The following is a 17406-nucleotide window of genomic DNA, read 5'->3' as shown; positions in this document are numbered from 1 at the left end:
ATGTCACGGAGGATTCATCAACGGCCTGACAACTCAGCACGCCAGGACCCAAGGTAAAGTGCGTCATGCGGCCAGGACCGGCGCCCGGTCCAGCTGTTCTGCCCCGCCTTCACCGCGCTGGGCCGACAATCGCCAGCTTCCGTCCGGACCTGTGATGTACAGAAGCAAGTTGTTCGCGCCACCCGCGCGACCCACGTCCACGCCATGAATGCCATTGTTGAAGCTCACCCTCGCCGCAACGTCGCCTTGCTGGCGCTCGCGCAGGCCCTGCTGCTGACGGTCGTCGTCGGGTGCGTGGCGCTCAGTGGTCTGGCCGGGCAGGTGCTGGCGCCGGACGTTTCGCTCGCCACGCTGCCGATCGCCGCCCTGGTGGTCGGACCGTTCCTGGTGTCCTGGTTCGCGTCGCTGTTGATGGCGCGACACGGGCGGCGCTTCGCATTCTTGCTGGGCGCGGGCCTGTGCGCGAGCGGTGGTGTGGTGTCGGCGCTGGGTGCGGCATGGCAGAACTATTGGGTGTTTTGTCTGGGGCACCTGCTGCTGGGTGGGTTCCAGGGCTTTGGCAGCTATCACCGCTTCGCGGCGATGGAAGCCACCACCGAGGAGCGCCGGGAGCGGGCCATGTCGTGGGTGATCGGCGGGGGGGTGGTCGCCGCATTCACCGGACCTGCGCTGGCGCATGCCTCACGGAACCTGGGGCCGGTGGACTTCATGGGGGCCTACCTCGTGATGGGGGCGCTGTCCATCGTCTATGCACTGACCGTGAGCCAGGTACGGCTGCCCAAGCCGGCAGCGGTCGCCTCGGGGGCGCGGCAAGGACGACCGCTCGGGGAGATCCTGCGTTCGGGCGGGGCCGGGAAAGCCGTGGTGACCGCAGCGAGCGCCTATGCCGTCATGACCCTGGCGATGACGGCGACACCGCTGGCAATGGTGAATTGTGGCTTGGGACCGGCCGATGCTCGCTCGGTGATCCAGTGGCATGTGCTCGGCATGTTCATCCCGTCGTTTTTCACCGGCCGCTTGATTCAACGTTTCCACGCAGAGAGGGTGGCCTTGGCCGGTGTCGTGTTGTTGAGCTTGCACATTGCGATCGCCGTCTCGGGCCAGGCTCTGTGGCAGTTCGGCTCGGCCCTGGTTCTGCTGGGGATGGGCTGGAACTTTGCCTTTCTTGGTGGCACCGCCTTGTTGGGGCAGGCCCATCGGCCGGAGGAGAAGGCCAAGGTTCAGGCCTGCAACGAGCTAGTCGTGAACGGCGTCTCGGCCCTCGCCTCGCTCTCCAGTGGGGTGCTCTTGCATGCGCTCGGCTGGCAGCAACTGAATCTGGTCTTGTTGGGGCCGCTGGTGCTCGCCGCCTTGATGCTGACGCCGGCGGTGTACCGACTTCGCGTTCCGGCGGAGAGCTAGCGAAAGGACCTTTTTCATCGTGCATCCCGAGTCACTGCATCGATGAGCACGCTTGTTTGCATGGAAGCGAAGGCGTTTGTTCCCGCGCGCGACTTTGAGCGGTCGAAGCGCTTCTATTCCTCACTTGGGTTCAGCCTGGTCTGGGCCACGCCCGATCTGGCCTGCTTCAAGCAGGGTCCGTCAGCGTTCCTGTTGCAGAACTGCCATGTCGAGGCGTGCACGCAGAACTTCAAGATGCATCTCCTTGTCAAGGACGTCGACGCCTGGTGGCAGCATGTCGCTTCAGTTGCGTCCAGTTTCGGCATCCCCGTGGATCCTCCGGAAGATTGCGCCTGGGGTATGCGGGACTTTGCGCTGCTCGATGCGCGTGGCGTTTTGTGGCGTATCGGACAACCGATCCATCTCGAAAGCTCGTGCAAACACGAGGCGATCGCAGCTTGTCTAGAGAGCGACGCTGTCCCGAACACCCTGGGCCTGCCCCCTCGGATGCGGGGCGTGGGTGCTCAGAGGCACGTGGTTTGCCGAGTTGAATGGTTTTTCCGGGGCCTTGTGACCATGCCAAAACGAGTTCTTGTCGTCGATGACAACCGTGATGCAGCAGATTCGCTCGCTGTCATCCTAGAGGTCTGCGGCCACGAGACCCGCGCTGCCTACAACGGGCAACAAGCGGTCGAAGTGGCTGAAGAATTTGGGCCGGACATCGTGATCCTGGACATCAACATGCCGGTGATGAACGGCTATGAAGCAGCGCGGTCCCTGCGATACCTAGCCGGGGAGCGCCTGATCCTCGTTGCCGTCACCGGCGTTCCGATGACCGAAACACGAGAGAAGGCCGAACAATCGGGTTTTGACGCGCACTTCGTCAAGCCGATCGGATTGGAAGATCTTGAGGAAGCGATGCGGGTCAAATAGCCGGCGCGGAGCTGGCGCACTGCCACTCGCCGTAAGGATTCAGTCGCAGCACTGCACACCCTTCGCCTGGCGTGCTGCATCCGGTTTGCGCGCGAGCGGCGACGTTCCCGTTCAGTAGCACAGACTGAGCCTCGGGAATGGGCCGGAGCGCCTGGGCGTCAGGACGAAACATCCGTCGTGCTCGGTGGGCCCGATCCTCAGGTCGCTGCCATGCGGAAAGGCGCGATGTGTCCTGTGACACCTTCACCCCCAAACCCGGGATGCTGTCACCTCTCGAGGCAAGCAGAATGACGGCCAGGCCGCAGAGCGAGGCCGGGCTCCGCAATGCGAGCCATCAGCCAACGAGGAACGTCTTGAGCCACCGTCGGAGCTTTTTCATGCCAGTCTTGCCCGATTTGTCGTTCGGTGCCGCCGACCGCGGCTTTCCGCTGCCGGACCGCTTGCGCCGGCCCATGGAGCGGCTGTTTGGCGTGAGTTTCGAGGCCGTGCGGGTGCATATCGGTCCGCAGGCCGCAGCACTGGGTGTTCCCGCCTTCAATCACGGCAGCGACATCTACTTTGCTCCGGGCGTGTTCAACCCGGATTCTTCGGCCGGGGTGCGCGTGATTGCACATGAGCTGGCCCATGTGCGCCAGCAGCAGCAAGGCCGGGTGCCGCGCGGCCCAGCGGGAACCCACGTGCAGTTCCTGCTCGATCCCCGGCTGGAGGCCGAGGCCGATCAGATGGGCGCGCTGGCCGCAGGAGAAGGCCTTGCCGTGGAGGCGCGGCCGCAGCCGATCACCGACCATGGCGGCTACCAGTGGCACGCCTTGCAGGCGACGCTGAAGTTTCGTGGAGCCGACGGCCGGGTGCGCGAGTTCCGTGATGCCGAAGAGGCCTATCGCGAGATCCGCGACAACGTCTCGGGCGCATTCCATACCTTCTTCGTGCATGTCAAACGCGACATCGTTCCGATTCTCAAGGAGTGGATCAGCGCCCAGGGTGGCGATGATCCGAAGGCCTGGCGAATCCGCAAAGAGATGGGGCAGCAGCGCCACATTCTCGAGTTCGGCGATTACACCAACATGGCGCGCGCCGTGATGGGCGAGTTTCTGGCGCGTGAAGCCCTGGATGGAAGCGAAACCCGATTGGCGCGAGCCACCGTGCAATCACGCTACATCGCAACCCACCTGGCGGCACTCCTCGACAAGGTGCGCATGAAAGTCTCCGGGCCCTCAGCCCCCAGGATGCTGGCGCCGCTGCTCGATGAAAAGGCGGACCTCAAGCTGCCCTACCAGCCGCTCTACAAAAAGAGCGGCGCCAACATCGCACGGGTGTTGAAGCAGCCAGATGCGTATTACTTCGAAGACCGCATCGTCACCCTGCACGATGTGACCGAATTCCTCAAGAAGAACCACAAGTCGGCGGTGGAAGTGCCTCCCGAGAAAAGCATGGGCACCTATTTCCGCATCAACGAGTTGGGCAAGCCCGAGTACAGCCGACGCATCATCCAGGGCACGGCCGATTTCCGCTACAAGCCCGAAGCCAACGAGCCCGACCGCTACACCCTGAAGGAGAACAGCGGTTATGTGATGGCAGCGCGGGTGCAAGGTGTGCCGATCTGGGCCGGCCCCTCCTTCACCACCGGGCGCCTGATGCGCATGGCCGAATGGGCCGGTGCCACACGACAGGAATATGAGGCCCTGGCCTGGGCCATCTTCGCCTTCTGGAATCAGTGCTACCCGACCTCATCGACCTGGGTGCACCGCTTCCATGAGGTGATGGACATGGCTGCGAATTGGGGCGTGCCCTTCATGCCCTTTACCTACCCGAGCGACATTCCGCCCAACGCCGGTTCGCTCAGGGCACGGCTCTAAGATCGCTCCCGCAGCTCGTGCTGTCGTCACGCGCCCTGTGCGTGAGCACGCCGCGCGCCTGCCCGGCCCTTCACTTCGGGGAGGGGCCGGCCGTCCGGGCCCGCGCAGAATTCCTTGAGTTTGTTCACATGCGCTTGCAGGGTCGTCGCGACCCGCGGCCCTGAGCCGCGCACGTGCCGAGTCGCGCTGCCTCAAGGCGCTCAAGGAGCCCGTCATGCACTCATCGACTCGCCGCCCGCGGCCGTTTTCTGGTCGCACCCGCCCGCACCGTATGGCCGTGGCCTGTGCGGCCGCCTTGGGGTTCGCGAGCGCGCAAGCCGCGGACTTTACCTGGACGGGCGGTGCCGGCAATAGCGCCTCGTTCTGGGACCTGGCTGCCAACTGGACGCCTGGCCTGCCCAGCGGGAACGATGCCCGACTGCTGCTTGGGGCCTACGACACCACCTTGCGCAGCGGCGTCTTCGATGTCAGCAGCTTGCAGGGCACCGGACAGCTCCGGGTGAGCGGCGGCGAGCTGCGGCTCAACGGCGGTCCGTCCAGCATCGGTGTGCTGACGATGACGGGCGGGAAGATGCACACGCCGGGCACCCTGACCGTGAGCGACTTCCACTGGCAGGCCGGCGAGTTCTCGTCGGATCCGTTCAGCGATCCCCAGTCGCGCGTCGTCGTCACCGGCACCGCCACCTTCGGCAACGGCGGCAGCAAGTACATGGGCTACCGCACTTCGCTGGAGCTGCAGGGGCGCACGCGCTGGCTCGATGGGGCGTCCAGCGTGGCGCTCGACGGTGCCTTGCGGCTGGGCCCCGCCGCCCGCTTCGAGGACCGGGCGCACAGCGGCGACCACGACCTGCACCTCGGCCAGTTCAGCAACGCCGGGGTGTACGTGAAGAGCGGGCAGGGAAGAACGACTTTCTCGATGCCCTATGGCGGCGCGTCCTTCAACAACACCGGCCGCTTCCTGGTGCAGCAAGGCAGCCTGGCGATGGAGGGTGCGCCTTCGGGCGACTGGCGCAACGCCGGCACCCTCCAGGTCGGCCGCGGCGCCTCGCTGTCGGTGTCGGTGTTCCGCTACCCGCCCATCGAGCAGAGCGGCACGGTCAGGGTCGACGGCCAGGCGCGCTTTTCCGTCCTCTGGTCCGGCATGAGCAGCACCGGCGAGTGGGCGGTGGGATCCTCCGGTTCTCTGGTATTTGCGAACGATGACTCCGACCAGCGCTCCATGCCCATCGTCTTCACCGCCGGCCGCCTCCGCAACGACGGCAGCGTGCTGTTCGACGGCGGCGTGACCCGCTTCACCGGCACGGCGGCCCTGAGCGGGAGCGGCAGCGTGGCGACCGACCATGCCGCCACGCTGAGTTTCAGCACCGCGCTGAACGTGGGACGCCTGCGCGCCGGCGGCGTGGTCGAGTCCCCCTGGGGGCCGCCGATCTGGGGCTCGGTGAGCGCGCCTGACGTCAATGTGAAGGAGCTCGACTGGGGCGTGGCGGACCTGCATGTGCCCGGCCGCATCCATGTGGCGGGCACGGCCACGCTCTACGGCGGGCCGCAGTCCTTCACCGGCGACGAAACGGGCACCTGGCCGGACTACCGCAAGGTTATCGACGGCTGGCTGGCGCTCGGCGGCAACACCACCTGGAGCGGCGAGACCGACATGGTCGGCAGCGGCCGCATCTCGGTCAGCGCCGGCCGCCACTTCCAGGACCAGACCGCGACGGGGCTGCCGACCGGCATCGGCGACGACCGGCCCGTGCAACTCGGGGTGGCGCGCTTCGACAACGGCGGCTCCTATCTGAAGACAGGCCCTGCCGCGACCGAAATCACCGGCGTGTTCAGCAATGCCGGCACGGTGCGGACCGAAGCTGCGGGCCGGCTGATCTTCTCCGGCGGGCTGGACAACCGCGGTCTCCTCGAAGCCCGCGGCGGCCGCATCGACGTACAGGGACCGCTCTCGCAGTGGTCGGCCGCCGACCGGCGCCTCACCGGCGGTCGCTACCTCGCCAACGGCAATGTCATCGCGATCGATCTGGGCAGTGCGGCCGGCATGGCCCGCAACTCCGCCCATGTCGAGCTGCGGGGCGCCAATGCCCGCCTGCTGAATCGCCACGGCGGCACCGACCGTGACGCCTTGTCGGGGCTGACGCGCAACGACGGTGCGCTGCTCCTGCTGGACGGTGCCAAGCTCAGCACCACCGCCGGACTCGAGAACCAGGGCCGGCTGGAAGTGGGCGCCGGCAGCGTGCTCGACGTGGACGGGGTCTACCGTCAGAGCGGCTCGCGCAGCGCGAGCTGGATCTCCGGCCTGCTGGACGCCGACAGCATCGAGTTGGCCGGCGGCCTGTGGGGCGCTGGCACGAACGGTGGCATCGGATCAGCCCAGCTGAGCGGCAGCGCGCTGCGCCTGACGGACAGCCGCTTCGATGTCGACATCGCCAGCAGCAGCCGTTACGACAAGGTGTCGCTCACCGGCCGGGCCTTTCTGGGCGGCACGCTGTACGCCGAGTTCGGCGACAACGCAATCGCCGAGGGGGTCTACCACGTGCTGACGGCCAGCGGCGGGCTGCAGGGCAGCTTCTCGGTCCTGAGCAACCTCGACCCCACCCTGTACCGCGTGAGCGCGGTGTACGGTGCCGACCGGGTGGACTTGGTCGTCACGCGCCTGGCCGGCAATTTGACCGGGGCGTCGCCGGCGGCCTTGGCCCTGACCGCCGCACCGGTGCCCGAGCCCGAGACGTATGGCCTGCTGCTGGCCGGCCTCGCGCTGCTGTCGTGGAGAACCTCCAGGCGGCGATGCTGGTTGCCCGGCCGTGAGGCCAAAGCTCAGTCCCGCACCGACGACAAGGCGCGGTTCGCGCGCAGCGCCAGCAAGGTGCAGGCGGCCCCCGAGAGCAGGTAGAAGCTCACCGAGATCAGGCCAAAGCGGGCCGACAAGCCGAGCGCGACCAAGGGCGCGAAGGCCGCGCCGATCAGCCAGGCCAGGTCGGCGGTCAAGGCGGCGCCGGTGTAGCGGAACCGCGGCTGGAAGTTGGCCGTCACCGTGCCGGCGGCCTGACCGTAGGACAGCCCGAGCAGTGTGAAGCCCACCAGGATGAACGCGTCCTGTCCCAGCCGACCGCCATCCAGCAACAGCGGCGCGAACAGGCTGAACGCGCCGATCAGCAGAGCCAGCGCACCCAGCGTCCGGCGGCGGCCAATGCGGTCGGCCACCACACCGGAGATCGGCATCGCGGCCGCGGCCAGCAAGGCGCCGACGACCTGCACGGCGAGGAATTCCCCGATCACCTGGTCCGAGTACAACTGGATCCAGGACAGCGGAAACACCGTGACGATATGAAATAGGGCATAGCTCGCCAGCGCGGCGAACGCGCCGATGAACACGTTGTGGCCCTGCATGCGGAACAGCTCGCGCACATTGCAGGGCTCCAGTTCGTGCGCTTCGAGCTCGCGCTCGTACTCGTGGGTCACCACCAGTCGCAGCCGTGCGAACAGCGCGACCACATTGATGGCGAATGCGGCAAAAAACGGGTAGCGCCAGCCCCACCCCAGAAAATCGGCGCTCGAGAGGTTGCCCCAGAGGTAGGCGAACAGCGCGCAGGCGACCAGAAAGCCCAGCGGCGCGCCCAGTTGCCCCAGCATTGCGTACCAGCCGCGGCGGTTTTCCGGGGCGTTCAGGGCCAGCAGCGACGGCAGGCCGTCCCAGGAGCCGCCCAGCGCCAGCCCTTGCCCGATGCGGCACAGGGCCAGCAGCCCGATGGCGGTGAACCCCAGACTCTGGTAGCCCGGCAGCAAGGCCATGCCGGCGGTCGAGCTGCCCAGCAGGAAGAGCGCGATGGTCAGCTTGGCACTGCGCCCGAAACGGCGCTGGATCTGCATGCCGGCCAGCGTGCCCAGCGGCCGCACGACAAAGGCAAAGGCGAACAGCACGAAGGCGTAGAGCGTGCCTTCCAGCCGGTCGACGAATGGAAAAAATACAGCCGGAAATACCAGCACCGAGGCGATGCCGTAGACGAAAAAGTCGAAATATTCCGACGCTCGACCGATCACGACCCCGACCGCGATGTCGCCCGGGGCGACGCTGGCGGCGTCCTGGGACGCGGGGGCGTGGCCGCGGTGCGGCGGCTGCAGGGACGGGGCAGGGGGGGGGAGGGGGTGGGTTCCTGGGCTCGACATGGCGGTTTGCAACGGGTTGGGCTGGGACAAAATGTCCAATCGTTGATTTCCATCAATCAAGATACATTCCCGCTCGACGCGCAACTATCGTTTTCCCGCGCGCAGGGCACCAGAATGTCATCTTCACCCTCGCACCTCAGAACCGCCGTTCGCCTCGGCCTGCCGGGCTTGATCCTGCTCCTCGCCGGCTGCGACACCGTGGTGATGAAGCCCTCGGGCGACATTGCCGCGCAGCAGGCACAGCTCATCGTCACCTCGACGCTGCTGATGCTGCTGATCATCGTGCCGGTGATCGCGTTGACGCTGTTTTTCGCGTGGCGCTACCGCCAGTCCAACACCGAGGCCGCCTACACCCCCGACTGGGACCATTCCACCCGGCTCGAGCTGGTGATCTGGGGCGCGCCGCTGCTGATCATCATCGCGCTCGGCGCGCTGACCTGGATCAGCACCCACAAGCTCGATCCTTATCGCCCGCTGGAGCGGCTGGACGCGCAGCGTCCGATCCCGGCCGGGGTGCAGCCCCTGGAAGTCCAGGTGGTGGCACTCGACTGGAAATGGCTGTTCCTTTATCCGGAGCAGGGCATTGCGACCGTCAACGAGCTGGCGGCGCCGGTGGACCGGCCGATCCGCTTCAGGATCACCGCGTCCACCGTGATGAACTCCTTCTACGTCCCCGCCTTGGCCGGGCAGGTGTACGCCATGCCGGGCATGGAAACCAAGCTGCATGCCGTGATCAACAAGGCGGGCGTCTACGACGGCTTCTCCGCGAACTACAGCGGCGACGGTTTCTCTCACATGCGCTTCAAGTTCCATGGGCTATCCCATGCCGACTTCGAGCGTTGGGTGGCCGGGAACAAGGCGCAGGGCGAGGCCCTGGGCCGGGCCAACTACCTGAAGCTGGAGCAACCCAGCGAGCGTGAGCCGGTGCGGCGTTATGCCAGCGTCGACCGCGGCCTGTGGGACGCCATCGTCAATCGCTGCGTGGACGGCAGCAAGATGTGCATGAGCCAGATGATGGCGATCGACGCCGCCGGCGGCCTGGGCAAGGGCAGCATCGACGGGGTGGGGCGCAAGGCCTGGCGCCAGTCCCAGCGCAGCTACGTGACCGCGCTCTGCACGCCCGACAACCCGCGCGGCCTGGCCGCAGCCGGCACCGACAGCACGCAACCCTGAAGCCCTCGCCCCATATCGAGACCCAAGATGCTCGACCACCTCGAACCCGACCATCCTCTCTTCGGCCGCCTCGGTTGGGAGGCGATACCCCTCCACGAACCCATCCTGCTGGCGACCTTCGCGGCCGTCGCGCTGGGCGGTGCCGCCTTGCTGGGCGCGCTGACCTATTTCCGCCTGTGGGGCACCTTGTGGCGCGACTGGATCACCAGCATCGACCACAAGAAGATCGGCATCATGTACATGGTGCTGGGACTGATCATGCTGCTGCGCGGTTTTGCCGACGCCATCATGATGCGCGCCCAGCAGGCCATCGCCTTCGGCGACGCCACCGGCTTCCTGCCGCCGCACCACTACGACCAGATCTTCACGGCCCACGGCGTGATCATGATCTTTTTCGTGGCGATGCCGCTGGTCACCGGCTTCATGAACTACATCGTGCCGCTGCAGATCGGCGCGCGCGACGTGGCTTTCCCGTTCCTGAACAACTTCAGTTTCTGGATGACCGCCGGCGGCGCCGTGCTGGTGATGATGTCGCTGTTCGTCGGTGAGTTCGCGCGCACCGGCTGGCTCGCCTATCCGCCGCTGTCGGGCATCCTGCAGAGCCCCGGGGTGGGGGTGGACTACTACCTGTGGTCACTGCAGATCGCAGGGGTGGGCACCTCCTTGTCGGGCATCAACCTGATCGCCACCATCATCAAGATGCGGGCGCCGGGCATGACGATGATGAAGATGCCGGTGTTCACCTGGACCTCGCTGTGCACCAATGTCCTGATCGTCGCCGCCTTCCCGGTGCTGACCGCGGTGCTGGCGCTGCTGTCGCTGGACCGCTACGCGGGCACCAATTTCTTCACCAACGATCTTGGCGGCAACGCCATGATGTACGTGAACCTGATCTGGATCTGGGGCCACCCCGAGGTCTATATCCTGGTGCTGCCGGTGTTCGGCATCTTCTCCGAGGTGGTGTCCACCTTCAGCCGCAAGAAGCTGTTCGGCTACGCCTCGATGGTCTATGCGACGGTGGTGATCACCATCCTGTCCTACCTCGTGTGGCTGCACCACTTCTTCACGATGGGCTCGGGCGCCAGCGTGAACTCGTTTTTCGGCATCACGACGATGATCATCTCGATCCCGACCGGGGCGAAGATCTTCAACTGGCTGTTCACGATGTACCGCGGCCGCATCCGCTTCGAGGTGCCGATGCTGTGGACCGTGGGCTTCATGGTGACCTTCGTGATCGGCGGCATGACGGGCGTGCTGCTGGCGGTGCCGCCGGCCGACTTCGTGCTGCACAACAGCCTGTTCCTGATCGCGCATTTCCACAACGTCATCATCGGCGGCGTGCTGTTCGGGCTGTTCGCCGGCATCACCTACTGGTACCCGAAGGCCTTCGGCTACAAGCTCGACCCGTTCTGGGGCAAGTGCTCGTTCTGGTTCTGGCTGGTCGGCTTCTATCTCGCTTTCATGCCGCTGTATGTGCTGGGCCTGATGGGCGTCACGCGTCGCATGAGCCATTTCGACGATCCCTCGCTGCAGATCTGGTTCCAGATCGCCGCGTTGGGCGCCGGGCTGATCGCCTTGGGCATCGGCGCCTTTATCGTGCAACTGGTGGTGAGCTACCGTCGTCGTGAACAGCTGCGCGACCACACCGGCGACCCCTGGGACGGCCGCACGCTGGAATGGTCCACCGCATCGCCGCCGCCCGACTACAACTTCGCCTTCACGCCCATCGTGCATGACAACGACGCCTGGTACGACATGAAGGCGCGTGGTCACGAACGCCCCGTCGACGGCTTCAAGCCCATCCACATGCCCAAGAACACCGCTGCCGGCGTCGTGATCGCCGCGCTGGCCACGGCTTGCGGCTTTGCGCTGATCTGGCACATGTGGCTGGTGGCCGGGCTGACCTTTGCCGCGACGCTGATCGCGACCATCGTGCACACCTTCAACTACAAGCGCGACTATCACATCCCTGCGGCGGACGTGGCGCAGACCGAAAACGCCCGCACCGCGGCCCTCGCGGCCCTGGCCTGACGCAAGCGAGGCACCACCATGCTCAGTCCTCAAACTCTCAACGCGGTCGAACGCTTGCCGCGCTTCTACGACAACGGCGACCACCACCCGCAGCAGGGCACGCTCCTGGGCTTCTGGCTCTACCTGATGAGCGACTGCCTGATCTTCGCGGTGCTGTTCGCGGTCTATGCGGTGCTGGGGCGCAGCTATGCGGCGGGCCCGTCCGGCGCCGACCTGTTCAATCTGCCGCTGGTCGCAGCCAACACCGCCCTGCTGCTGTTCTCGTCCATCACCTATGGCATGGCGATGATCGCGATGCAGCACGGACGTCGTCAAGGCGTGATGACGTGGCTGGCCGTCACCGGCGTGCTGGGCCTGGGCTTTCTCGGGCTGGAGCTCTACGAGTTCGCGCACCTGATCCATGAAGGTGCCGGCCCGCAGCGCAGCGCCTTCCTCTCGGCCTTCTTCACGCTCGTGGGCACCCACGGCCTGCACGTGACCTTCGGCATCATCTGGCTGGTCACGCTGATGCTGCAGGTGCGCAAGCTGGGCCTGATCCCCGAGAACAAGCGCCGCCTGATCTGTCTGTCGATGTTCTGGCACTTCCTGGACGTGATCTGGATCGGCGTCTTCACCTTTGTCTACCTGATGGGAGTGCTGCCATGAGCGCGCCGCAACTGCATGAGGACGATCACGGGCACGGCCACGACTCTCACGACGACGGCGGCTACCACGCCACCGTGAAGGGCTATGTGACGGGCTTCCTGCTCTCGGTGCTGCTGACCGCGATCCCGTTCTGGCTGGTGATGGGCAAGGTGCTGCCCTCGTCGAGCGCGACCGCGCTGGTGATCGTCGGCTTCGCCGCGGTGCAGATCGTGGTCCACATGGTCTACTTCCTGCACATGAACGCCAAGGTCGAAGGAGGCTGGTCGCTGCTGGCGCTGATCTTCACCGCCGCGCTGGTGCTGATCATGCTGGCCGGCTCCATCTGGGTGATGTACCACCTCAACACCAACATGATGCCCGTGCACGACATGCGCACCATGCCCTGACCGTGGCCGACACCGACCTCCGCAGCCCGCGCCGGCGGGGCGCCTGGGTGGCGCTGCTGCTGGTCGGCGCCCTCGCGTTCGCCGGCCTGGTCGGGCTGGGCGTGTGGCAGCTGCAGCGCCTGGCCTGGAAGCAGGACCTGATCGAGCGCGTCGAACAGCGCTTGCGCGCCGCCCCCACGGCCGCTCCCGCGCCTGCGGACTGGGCGCGCCTCGGCAAGGCTGCCGACGAGTACCGCCGGGTGCGGCTTCGGGGCCGCTTCGCGCACGAACTCGAAACGCTGGTACAGGCCAGCACCGTCCTCGGCAGCGGCTATTGGGTGCTGACGCCGCTGTACGTCGACGAGGGCTTCTGGGTGCTGGTCAACCGCGGCTTCGTGCCGCCGCAGCAGCGTGAGCCGGCCAGCCGAGCCGGGCAAGAGGCCGCAGGCGTGCAGGAGGTCGCCGGCCTGCTGCGTTTCAGTGAGCCCGAAGGCGGTTTGCTGCGGCGCAACGACGTGAGCGCCGGACGGTGGTATTCACGTGATGTGGCGGCCATCGCGACGGCGCGGGGCATCGGCGGCTCGCAGCGGCCCGGCCCCGTGGCCCCTTATTTCGTCGACGCGGCGGCCGACGGCACCGGCCTGTCCACCGCCTGGCCGCGCCCCGGCCTGACGGTCCTGCACTTCAGCAACAATCACCTGGTGTACGCCCTCACCTGGTTCGCGCTGGCAGCCATGGTGGCTGGCGCGGTCGGCTATCTCGTGCTCGATGAGCACCGTCTGCGCCGGAATGCTGGAGACCCCACCCGTGTCCACCGCCGAGTTTGAAGCGTCCGAAGCGCCGCCGTTGAATGAAGTCGGCCAGGCGCCCGAGCGCCTGGCCGGCCGCAAGAACCTGCTGCAGCTGATCCAGCTCCGCTGGGTGGCGGTGGCGGGTCAGCTCGCCACTATCCTGGGCGTGCAGTTCGGGCTGGGCATCCGCCTGCCGCTGGTCGAGATGCTGACGCTGCTTGCCGCGCTGGTGCTGTTCAATGTGCTCAGCTGGCTGCGCACCCGGCTTCGATCGAGTGTCAGCGACGGCGAGCTGTTCGCGGCCTTGCTGGTCGACGTCGGCGTGCTCAGCGGCCAGCTCTTTTATGCGGGCGGGGTCACCAATCCCTTCGTCTACCTCTACCTGCTCCAGGTGGCGGTCGGCTCGGTGCTGCTGCGGCCGCGTTATATCTGGGCGATGGTCGGGCTGACCAGCCTGTGTTTTGTCGTCCTGACGCAGTGGCACCGGCCGCTGTCCCTGCCCGACCTGCCCAGCCCGACGCTCTCGACCCACTATGTCGGCGGGCTGCTGGTCTGTTTCATCCTGAACGCCACGCTGCTGGTCATCTTCATCGGCCGTATCGGCCGCAATCTGCGACAGCGTGATGCCCGCCTGGCGGACCTGCGGCAACGCGCTGCCGAGGAGGAGCACATCGTGCGCATGGGTTTGCTGGCATCGGGCGCCGCCCACGAGCTGGGCACGCCGCTGGCGACGCTGTCGGTGATCCTGGGCGATTGGTCGCGCATGGCGCCCTTCGCGGCCGAACCGGAGCTGCGCGAGGAGATCGAGGAGATGCAGAGCCAACTGCAGCGCTGCAAGTCCATCGTCAGCGGCATCCTGCAGTCGGCCGGCGAAGCGCGCGGCGAGGCGCCGGTCGAAACCATGCTGCATGACTTCCTCGACGAGCTGGTGGCGCAGTGGCGCAGCACACGTCCGGTGCAGGAGTTCCACTACGAACGTGAGGGTGTGCCCGATCTGCCCATCATCTCGGACTCGGCCCTCAAGCAGATGATCGGCAATGTGCTGGACAACGCCGTGGAAGCCGCGCCGCAGGCTCCGCTGACCTTGCGCGTGGCCTGCGAGGACGACACGCTGATCCTGCGGGTGCAGGACCAGGGCCCGGGTTTCGACCCCGCGATGCTGGCGCGCTTCGGCAAGCCCTACCAATCCAGCAAGGGCAAGCCGGGCGGCGGATTGGGCTTGTTCCTGTCGGTCAACGTCGCCCGCACCCTGGGCGGCCGTATTGCCGCGCACAACCGCCCCGAGGGCGGCGCCGAGGTGGTCATCACGCTGCCCTTGGCTGCGCTGGAGTCGCCGCAGGAAGCGTCCGACGTGCCCGCGAGGGCCGGGTGAAGGTGACAGAAAGGACGCGCGATGGACGCTGAACGCCAGTTGCTGATCGTCGAGGACGACGATGCCTTTGCGCGGACCTTGACCCGCTCGTTCGAGCGCCGAGGCTATCAGGTGCTGCGGGCGGCGAGCGTCGACGACGTCAAGGCGCTGCTGAACGAGCATCGGCCCGGTTACGCCGTGGTCGACCTCAAGCTGGCCAGTGGCGCTTCGGGTCTGACCTGCGTGCAGATCCTGCATGCACACCACCCGGAGATGCTCATCGTGGTGCTGACGGGCTATGCCAGCATCGCGACCGCGGTCGAGGCGATCAAGCTGGGCGCCCGCCACTATCTGGCGAAGCCGGCCAACACCGATGACATCGAGGCCGCCTTCGCGCGGGCCCACGGCGACACCGAGGTCGAGCTGACCGAGCGCACCACCTCCATCAAGACCTTGGAGTGGGAGCGCATCCACGAGACCCTGGCCGCCACCGGCTTCAACATCTCCGAGACCGCGCGACGCCTGGGCATGCACCGTCGCACCCTGGCGCGCAAGCTGGAAAAGCAGCGCATCAAGTAGTGCCGTCCCGACGTCTCCCGCTGGCGCACCCGATTCAGCCAGCATGGTGAAGCACAGACGGCCTTTTCTGCGGCATTCCGACCAAGGCCTTTCGCGTGTTCCAAGGCCAGTTGCCGGCGGGTCTCCCAGGGCTGATTTCTGTCGCGCCTGGGATCAGGCGGAGGATGCTGGCGATGACCCTCGCGCCGGGAAGCGACTTCTCTAGCCTGCCGAAACAGGGTCAGGCGGTCGCCCGCGCCGGCCGCGTGGCTGCCCGCTCGGCCCATGCCCCCTGCAAGGCCCGCGCGATGCGCTCGGCGACCACGTCGACCTCCTCCGCTGAGATGATGAGCGGTGGCAGCAGACGCACGACGGCCGAATGCCGACCTCCCAGTTCGAGTATCACGCCCTGCCGCAGGCAGTGCTGCTGCAGCAAGCGCGCCATGACCCCGTCCTGAGGAGGACGTCCACGCCCGGGCGGGGCGTCGGGGTCGACGAGCTCCATGCCCAGCATCAGCCCGCGGCCGCGCACCTCGCCGATGCACCGGTGCTCGCGTTGCAGTTGCAGAAGGTGCCCGGTCAAGCGTTCTCCCATGGCCGCCGCGTGCGCCGTCAACTGCTCGTGCCGCAGCGTCTGCAAGGTGGCGATGCCCGCCGCCATCGCGAGCTGGTTGCCCCGGAAGGTGCCGGCGTGGGCGCCTGGCGCCCAGCGATCGAGAGCGGCATCGTAGACCAGCACCGACAAAGGCAAGCCGCCGCCGATGGCCTTGGACAGCACCAGCACGTCGGGCGTGATGCCGGCGTGCTCGCACGCGAACATGCGTCCGGTGCGGCCCAGTCCTGTCTGCACTTCGTCGACCACGAGGGCGATGCCGCGCTGCCGCGTGATGTCCCGCAGCCCCCGCAGCCAGCGAGCCGGGGCGGGGATCACGCCCCCTTCGCCCTGAACCGCTTCCACCACCACCGCTGCGGGCGGCAGCACGCCGGACTCGGGATCGTCGAGCAGGTGCTCGATGTAGTGCAGTCCCGCGTCGACGCCCGCCTCGCCGCCCAGGCCAAAGGGGCAGCGATAGTCGTAGGGATAGGGCAGGAAGTGGACATCGCCCATCGATGAGCCAAGCGGCAGCTTGGGAGCCAGGTTGCCGGTCAGGCCGAGGGCTCCCTGGGTCATGCCGTGATAGGCGCCGGAGAACGCGAACACCGTCCTGCGGCCGGTCGCTGTCTTGACCAGCTTGAGCGCGGCTTCGATGGCATCGGCACCGGTCGGCCCGCAGAACTGGATCTTCCCTCGCTGCGCCAAGGGTTCCGGCAAACAGTCGAACAAGGCTTCGACGAAGGCGTCTTTCACCGGTGTCGTGAGGTCCAGCGTGTGCAGCGGCAGGCCGGCATCCAGCACGCGGCGCATGGCGGTGATGGTGGCGGGGTGGTTATGGCCGAGTGCGAGGGTGCCTGCGCCGGCGAGGCAGTCGATGAAGATGTGCCCTTGGGTGTCTCGCAGATAGATGCCCTGGCCTTGCTGCAGTGCAAGCGGGATCCGCCTCGGGTAGGAGCGCGCGTTCGACTCGCGTGCCTCCTGGCGCTCCAGATAGGGGTTGCGCCTCAGCTCGAACGAGCGTTGCTCGCAAAAGGCCTCGAGCGTCAGGGGCGGGGCACTTGCTGCACGCGGTCGGTCGGTTCCGGTCAATACGTTATCCATGGTACGTCGCATCCCTTGAATAGATCGTGTGGCCGCCTGCCGCAGTGCCTGGGCCGCTGGCGCGACCTGGCCGTGTGGCCGTCTCGTTCAGCAGGGCAAATGCAGGCCGGCTCATCGAGCCGCGGGGCTCGCATCGCTGCCTGTCTCCGCCATGGCCTGGCGCAGGCTCAGGGGTCGCATATCGGTCCAGACCTCCTGGATGTAGGCGAGGCATTCCTGCTTTTCGCCTTGCTTGCCGACCGCCTGCCAGCCTTTCGGCAAAGGTTTGTAGTCGGGCCAGATGGAGTACTGGTCTTCGTGGTTCTTCACGACCTGGAAATGGGTATCGGGGCTGTCCCAACTCATCGGTCTGTCCTTTCTTTCGCTGTGAACGACTTCTCTTGTCTTCCGTCAATACTATGCTAATCTAAACGAGAACGATTCGTGTTTACATTCAAAAACATATTGGGGGGTACGTGAG

The 17406-nt window shown here is 66.6% G+C and carries 14 protein-coding genes; 11 read left to right on the top strand and 3 right to left on the bottom strand.

Features of this window, described 5'->3' with window-relative positions; genetic code table 11:
* Nucleotides 1–204 precede the first annotated feature (204 nt).
* The 4 genes from OOT46_RS16185 to OOT46_RS16170 all read left to right on the top strand — a co-directional run bounded on the left by OOT46_RS16185 (nt 205) and on the right by OOT46_RS16170 (nt 7062).
* Nucleotides 205–1401, top strand: a complete 1197-nt coding sequence (locus OOT46_RS16185; RefSeq protein ID WP_265404651.1) for an MFS transporter — start codon at nt 205–207, stop codon at nt 1399–1401.
* Between the two features lie 42 nt (nt 1402–1443).
* A complete protein-coding gene (locus OOT46_RS16180; protein WP_265404650.1) occupies nt 1444–2313 on the top strand; it encodes a response regulator in 870 nt (289 codons plus the stop codon).
* Between the two features lie 137 nt (nt 2314–2450).
* Nucleotides 2451–4169, top strand: a complete 1719-nt coding sequence (locus OOT46_RS16175; protein ID WP_265404649.1) for a DUF4157 domain-containing protein — start codon at nt 2451–2453, stop codon at nt 4167–4169.
* A 214-nt stretch (nt 4170–4383) separates the two neighbouring features.
* On the top strand, nt 4384–7062 hold the full coding sequence (locus OOT46_RS16170) for a PEP-CTERM sorting domain-containing protein (protein WP_265404648.1): 2679 nt from the start codon (nt 4384–4386) through the stop codon (nt 7060–7062).
* On the opposite strand, the gene OOT46_RS16165 is transcribed toward OOT46_RS16170, so the two are convergent.
* Nucleotides 6987–8336: an MFS transporter gene (locus tag OOT46_RS16165; protein WP_416136202.1), complete on the bottom strand. Its 1350-nt coding sequence runs from the start codon at nt 8334–8336 to the stop codon at nt 6987–6989. The genes OOT46_RS16170 and OOT46_RS16165 overlap by 76 nt on opposite strands.
* A gap of 204 nt (nt 8337–8540) precedes the next feature.
* Here OOT46_RS16165 and cyoA point away from each other — a divergent pair, with 204 nt between their 5' ends.
* From cyoA to OOT46_RS16130, 7 genes are read left to right on the top strand one after another with little or no spacing between them, the layout of a single operon-like run.
* Nucleotides 8541–9509: a ubiquinol oxidase subunit II gene (cyoA, locus tag OOT46_RS16160; RefSeq protein WP_416136207.1), complete on the top strand. Its 969-nt coding sequence runs from the start codon at nt 8541–8543 to the stop codon at nt 9507–9509.
* A 27-nt stretch (nt 9510–9536) separates the two neighbouring features.
* Entirely contained in the window at nt 9537–11540 is a 2004-nt protein-coding gene (gene cyoB, locus OOT46_RS16155; RefSeq protein ID WP_265404646.1) for a cytochrome o ubiquinol oxidase subunit I, read from the top strand.
* Between the two features lie 18 nt (nt 11541–11558).
* Nucleotides 11559–12185, top strand: coding sequence for a cytochrome o ubiquinol oxidase subunit III (gene cyoC, locus OOT46_RS16150; RefSeq protein WP_265404645.1), 627 nt, complete (start codon nt 11559–11561; stop codon nt 12183–12185).
* Nucleotides 12182–12571: a cytochrome o ubiquinol oxidase subunit IV gene (gene cyoD, locus OOT46_RS16145; RefSeq protein ID WP_265404644.1), complete on the top strand. Its 390-nt coding sequence runs from the start codon at nt 12182–12184 to the stop codon at nt 12569–12571. The genes cyoC and cyoD overlap by 4 nt, the downstream gene beginning before the upstream one ends.
* Nucleotides 12572–12573: 2 nt before the next feature.
* On the top strand, nt 12574–13377 hold the full coding sequence (locus OOT46_RS16140) for an SURF1 family protein (protein ID WP_265404643.1): 804 nt from the start codon (nt 12574–12576) through the stop codon (nt 13375–13377).
* The gene (locus tag OOT46_RS16135; protein WP_416136206.1) at nt 13340–14713 is read left to right on the top strand and encodes an ATP-binding protein; all 1374 of its coding nucleotides are present in this window, start codon (nt 13340–13342) and stop codon (nt 14711–14713) included. Before OOT46_RS16140 ends, OOT46_RS16135 begins: the two co-directional genes overlap by 38 nt.
* Nucleotides 14714–14734: 21 nt before the next feature.
* Complete coding sequence (locus OOT46_RS16130) at nt 14735–15271, top strand: response regulator transcription factor (RefSeq protein ID WP_265404642.1); 537 nt, start codon at nt 14735–14737, stop codon at nt 15269–15271.
* Nucleotides 15272–15491: 220 nt separating this feature from the next.
* Here OOT46_RS16130 and OOT46_RS16125 read toward each other — a convergent pair whose 3' ends face one another.
* Nucleotides 15492–16946, bottom strand: coding sequence for a diaminobutyrate--2-oxoglutarate transaminase (locus OOT46_RS16125; RefSeq protein WP_265404641.1), 1455 nt, complete (start codon nt 16944–16946; stop codon nt 15492–15494).
* A gap of 111 nt (nt 16947–17057) precedes the next feature.
* Nucleotides 17058–17291, bottom strand: coding sequence for an MbtH family protein (locus OOT46_RS16120; protein ID WP_265404640.1), 234 nt, complete (start codon nt 17289–17291; stop codon nt 17058–17060).
* Between the last annotated feature and the right edge of the window lie 115 nt (nt 17292–17406).

The sequence above is a fragment of the Aquabacterium sp. A7-Y genome, assembly GCF_026153205.1.
Lineage (GTDB): Bacteria > Pseudomonadota > Gammaproteobacteria > Burkholderiales > Burkholderiaceae_C > Caldimonas.
This window is presented reverse-complemented; position numbering and strand designations above follow the sequence as displayed.

Bases quoted from the DNA above. Each gene is read 5' to 3' on its own strand.
- OOT46_RS16185 (WP_265404651.1), top strand. From the start codon at position 205: ATGAATGCCATTGTTGAAGCTCACCCTCGCCGCAACGTCGCCTTGCTG.
- OOT46_RS16180 (WP_265404650.1), top strand. From the start codon at position 1,444: ATGAGCACGCTTGTTTGCATGGAAGCGAAGGCGTTTGTTCCCGCGCGC.
- OOT46_RS16175 (WP_265404649.1), top strand. From the start codon at position 2,451: ATGGGCCGGAGCGCCTGGGCGTCAGGACGAAACATCCGTCGTGCTCGG.
- OOT46_RS16170 (WP_265404648.1), top strand. From the start codon at position 4,384: ATGCACTCATCGACTCGCCGCCCGCGGCCGTTTTCTGGTCGCACCCGC.
- OOT46_RS16165 (WP_416136202.1), bottom strand. From the start codon at position 8,336: ATGTCGAGCCCAGGAACCCACCCCCTCCCCCCCCCTGCCCCGTCCCTG.
- cyoA (WP_416136207.1), top strand. From the start codon at position 8,541: ATGAAGCCCTCGGGCGACATTGCCGCGCAGCAGGCACAGCTCATCGTC.
- cyoB (WP_265404646.1), top strand. From the start codon at position 9,537: ATGCTCGACCACCTCGAACCCGACCATCCTCTCTTCGGCCGCCTCGGT.
- cyoC (WP_265404645.1), top strand. From the start codon at position 11,559: ATGCTCAGTCCTCAAACTCTCAACGCGGTCGAACGCTTGCCGCGCTTC.
- cyoD (WP_265404644.1), top strand. From the start codon at position 12,182: ATGAGCGCGCCGCAACTGCATGAGGACGATCACGGGCACGGCCACGAC.
- OOT46_RS16135 (WP_416136206.1), top strand. From the start codon at position 13,340: ATGCTGGAGACCCCACCCGTGTCCACCGCCGAGTTTGAAGCGTCCGAA.
- OOT46_RS16130 (WP_265404642.1), top strand. From the start codon at position 14,735: ATGGACGCTGAACGCCAGTTGCTGATCGTCGAGGACGACGATGCCTTT.
- OOT46_RS16125 (WP_265404641.1), bottom strand. From the start codon at position 16,946: ATGGATAACGTATTGACCGGAACCGACCGACCGCGTGCAGCAAGTGCC.
- OOT46_RS16120 (WP_265404640.1), bottom strand. From the start codon at position 17,291: ATGAGTTGGGACAGCCCCGATACCCATTTCCAGGTCGTGAAGAACCAC.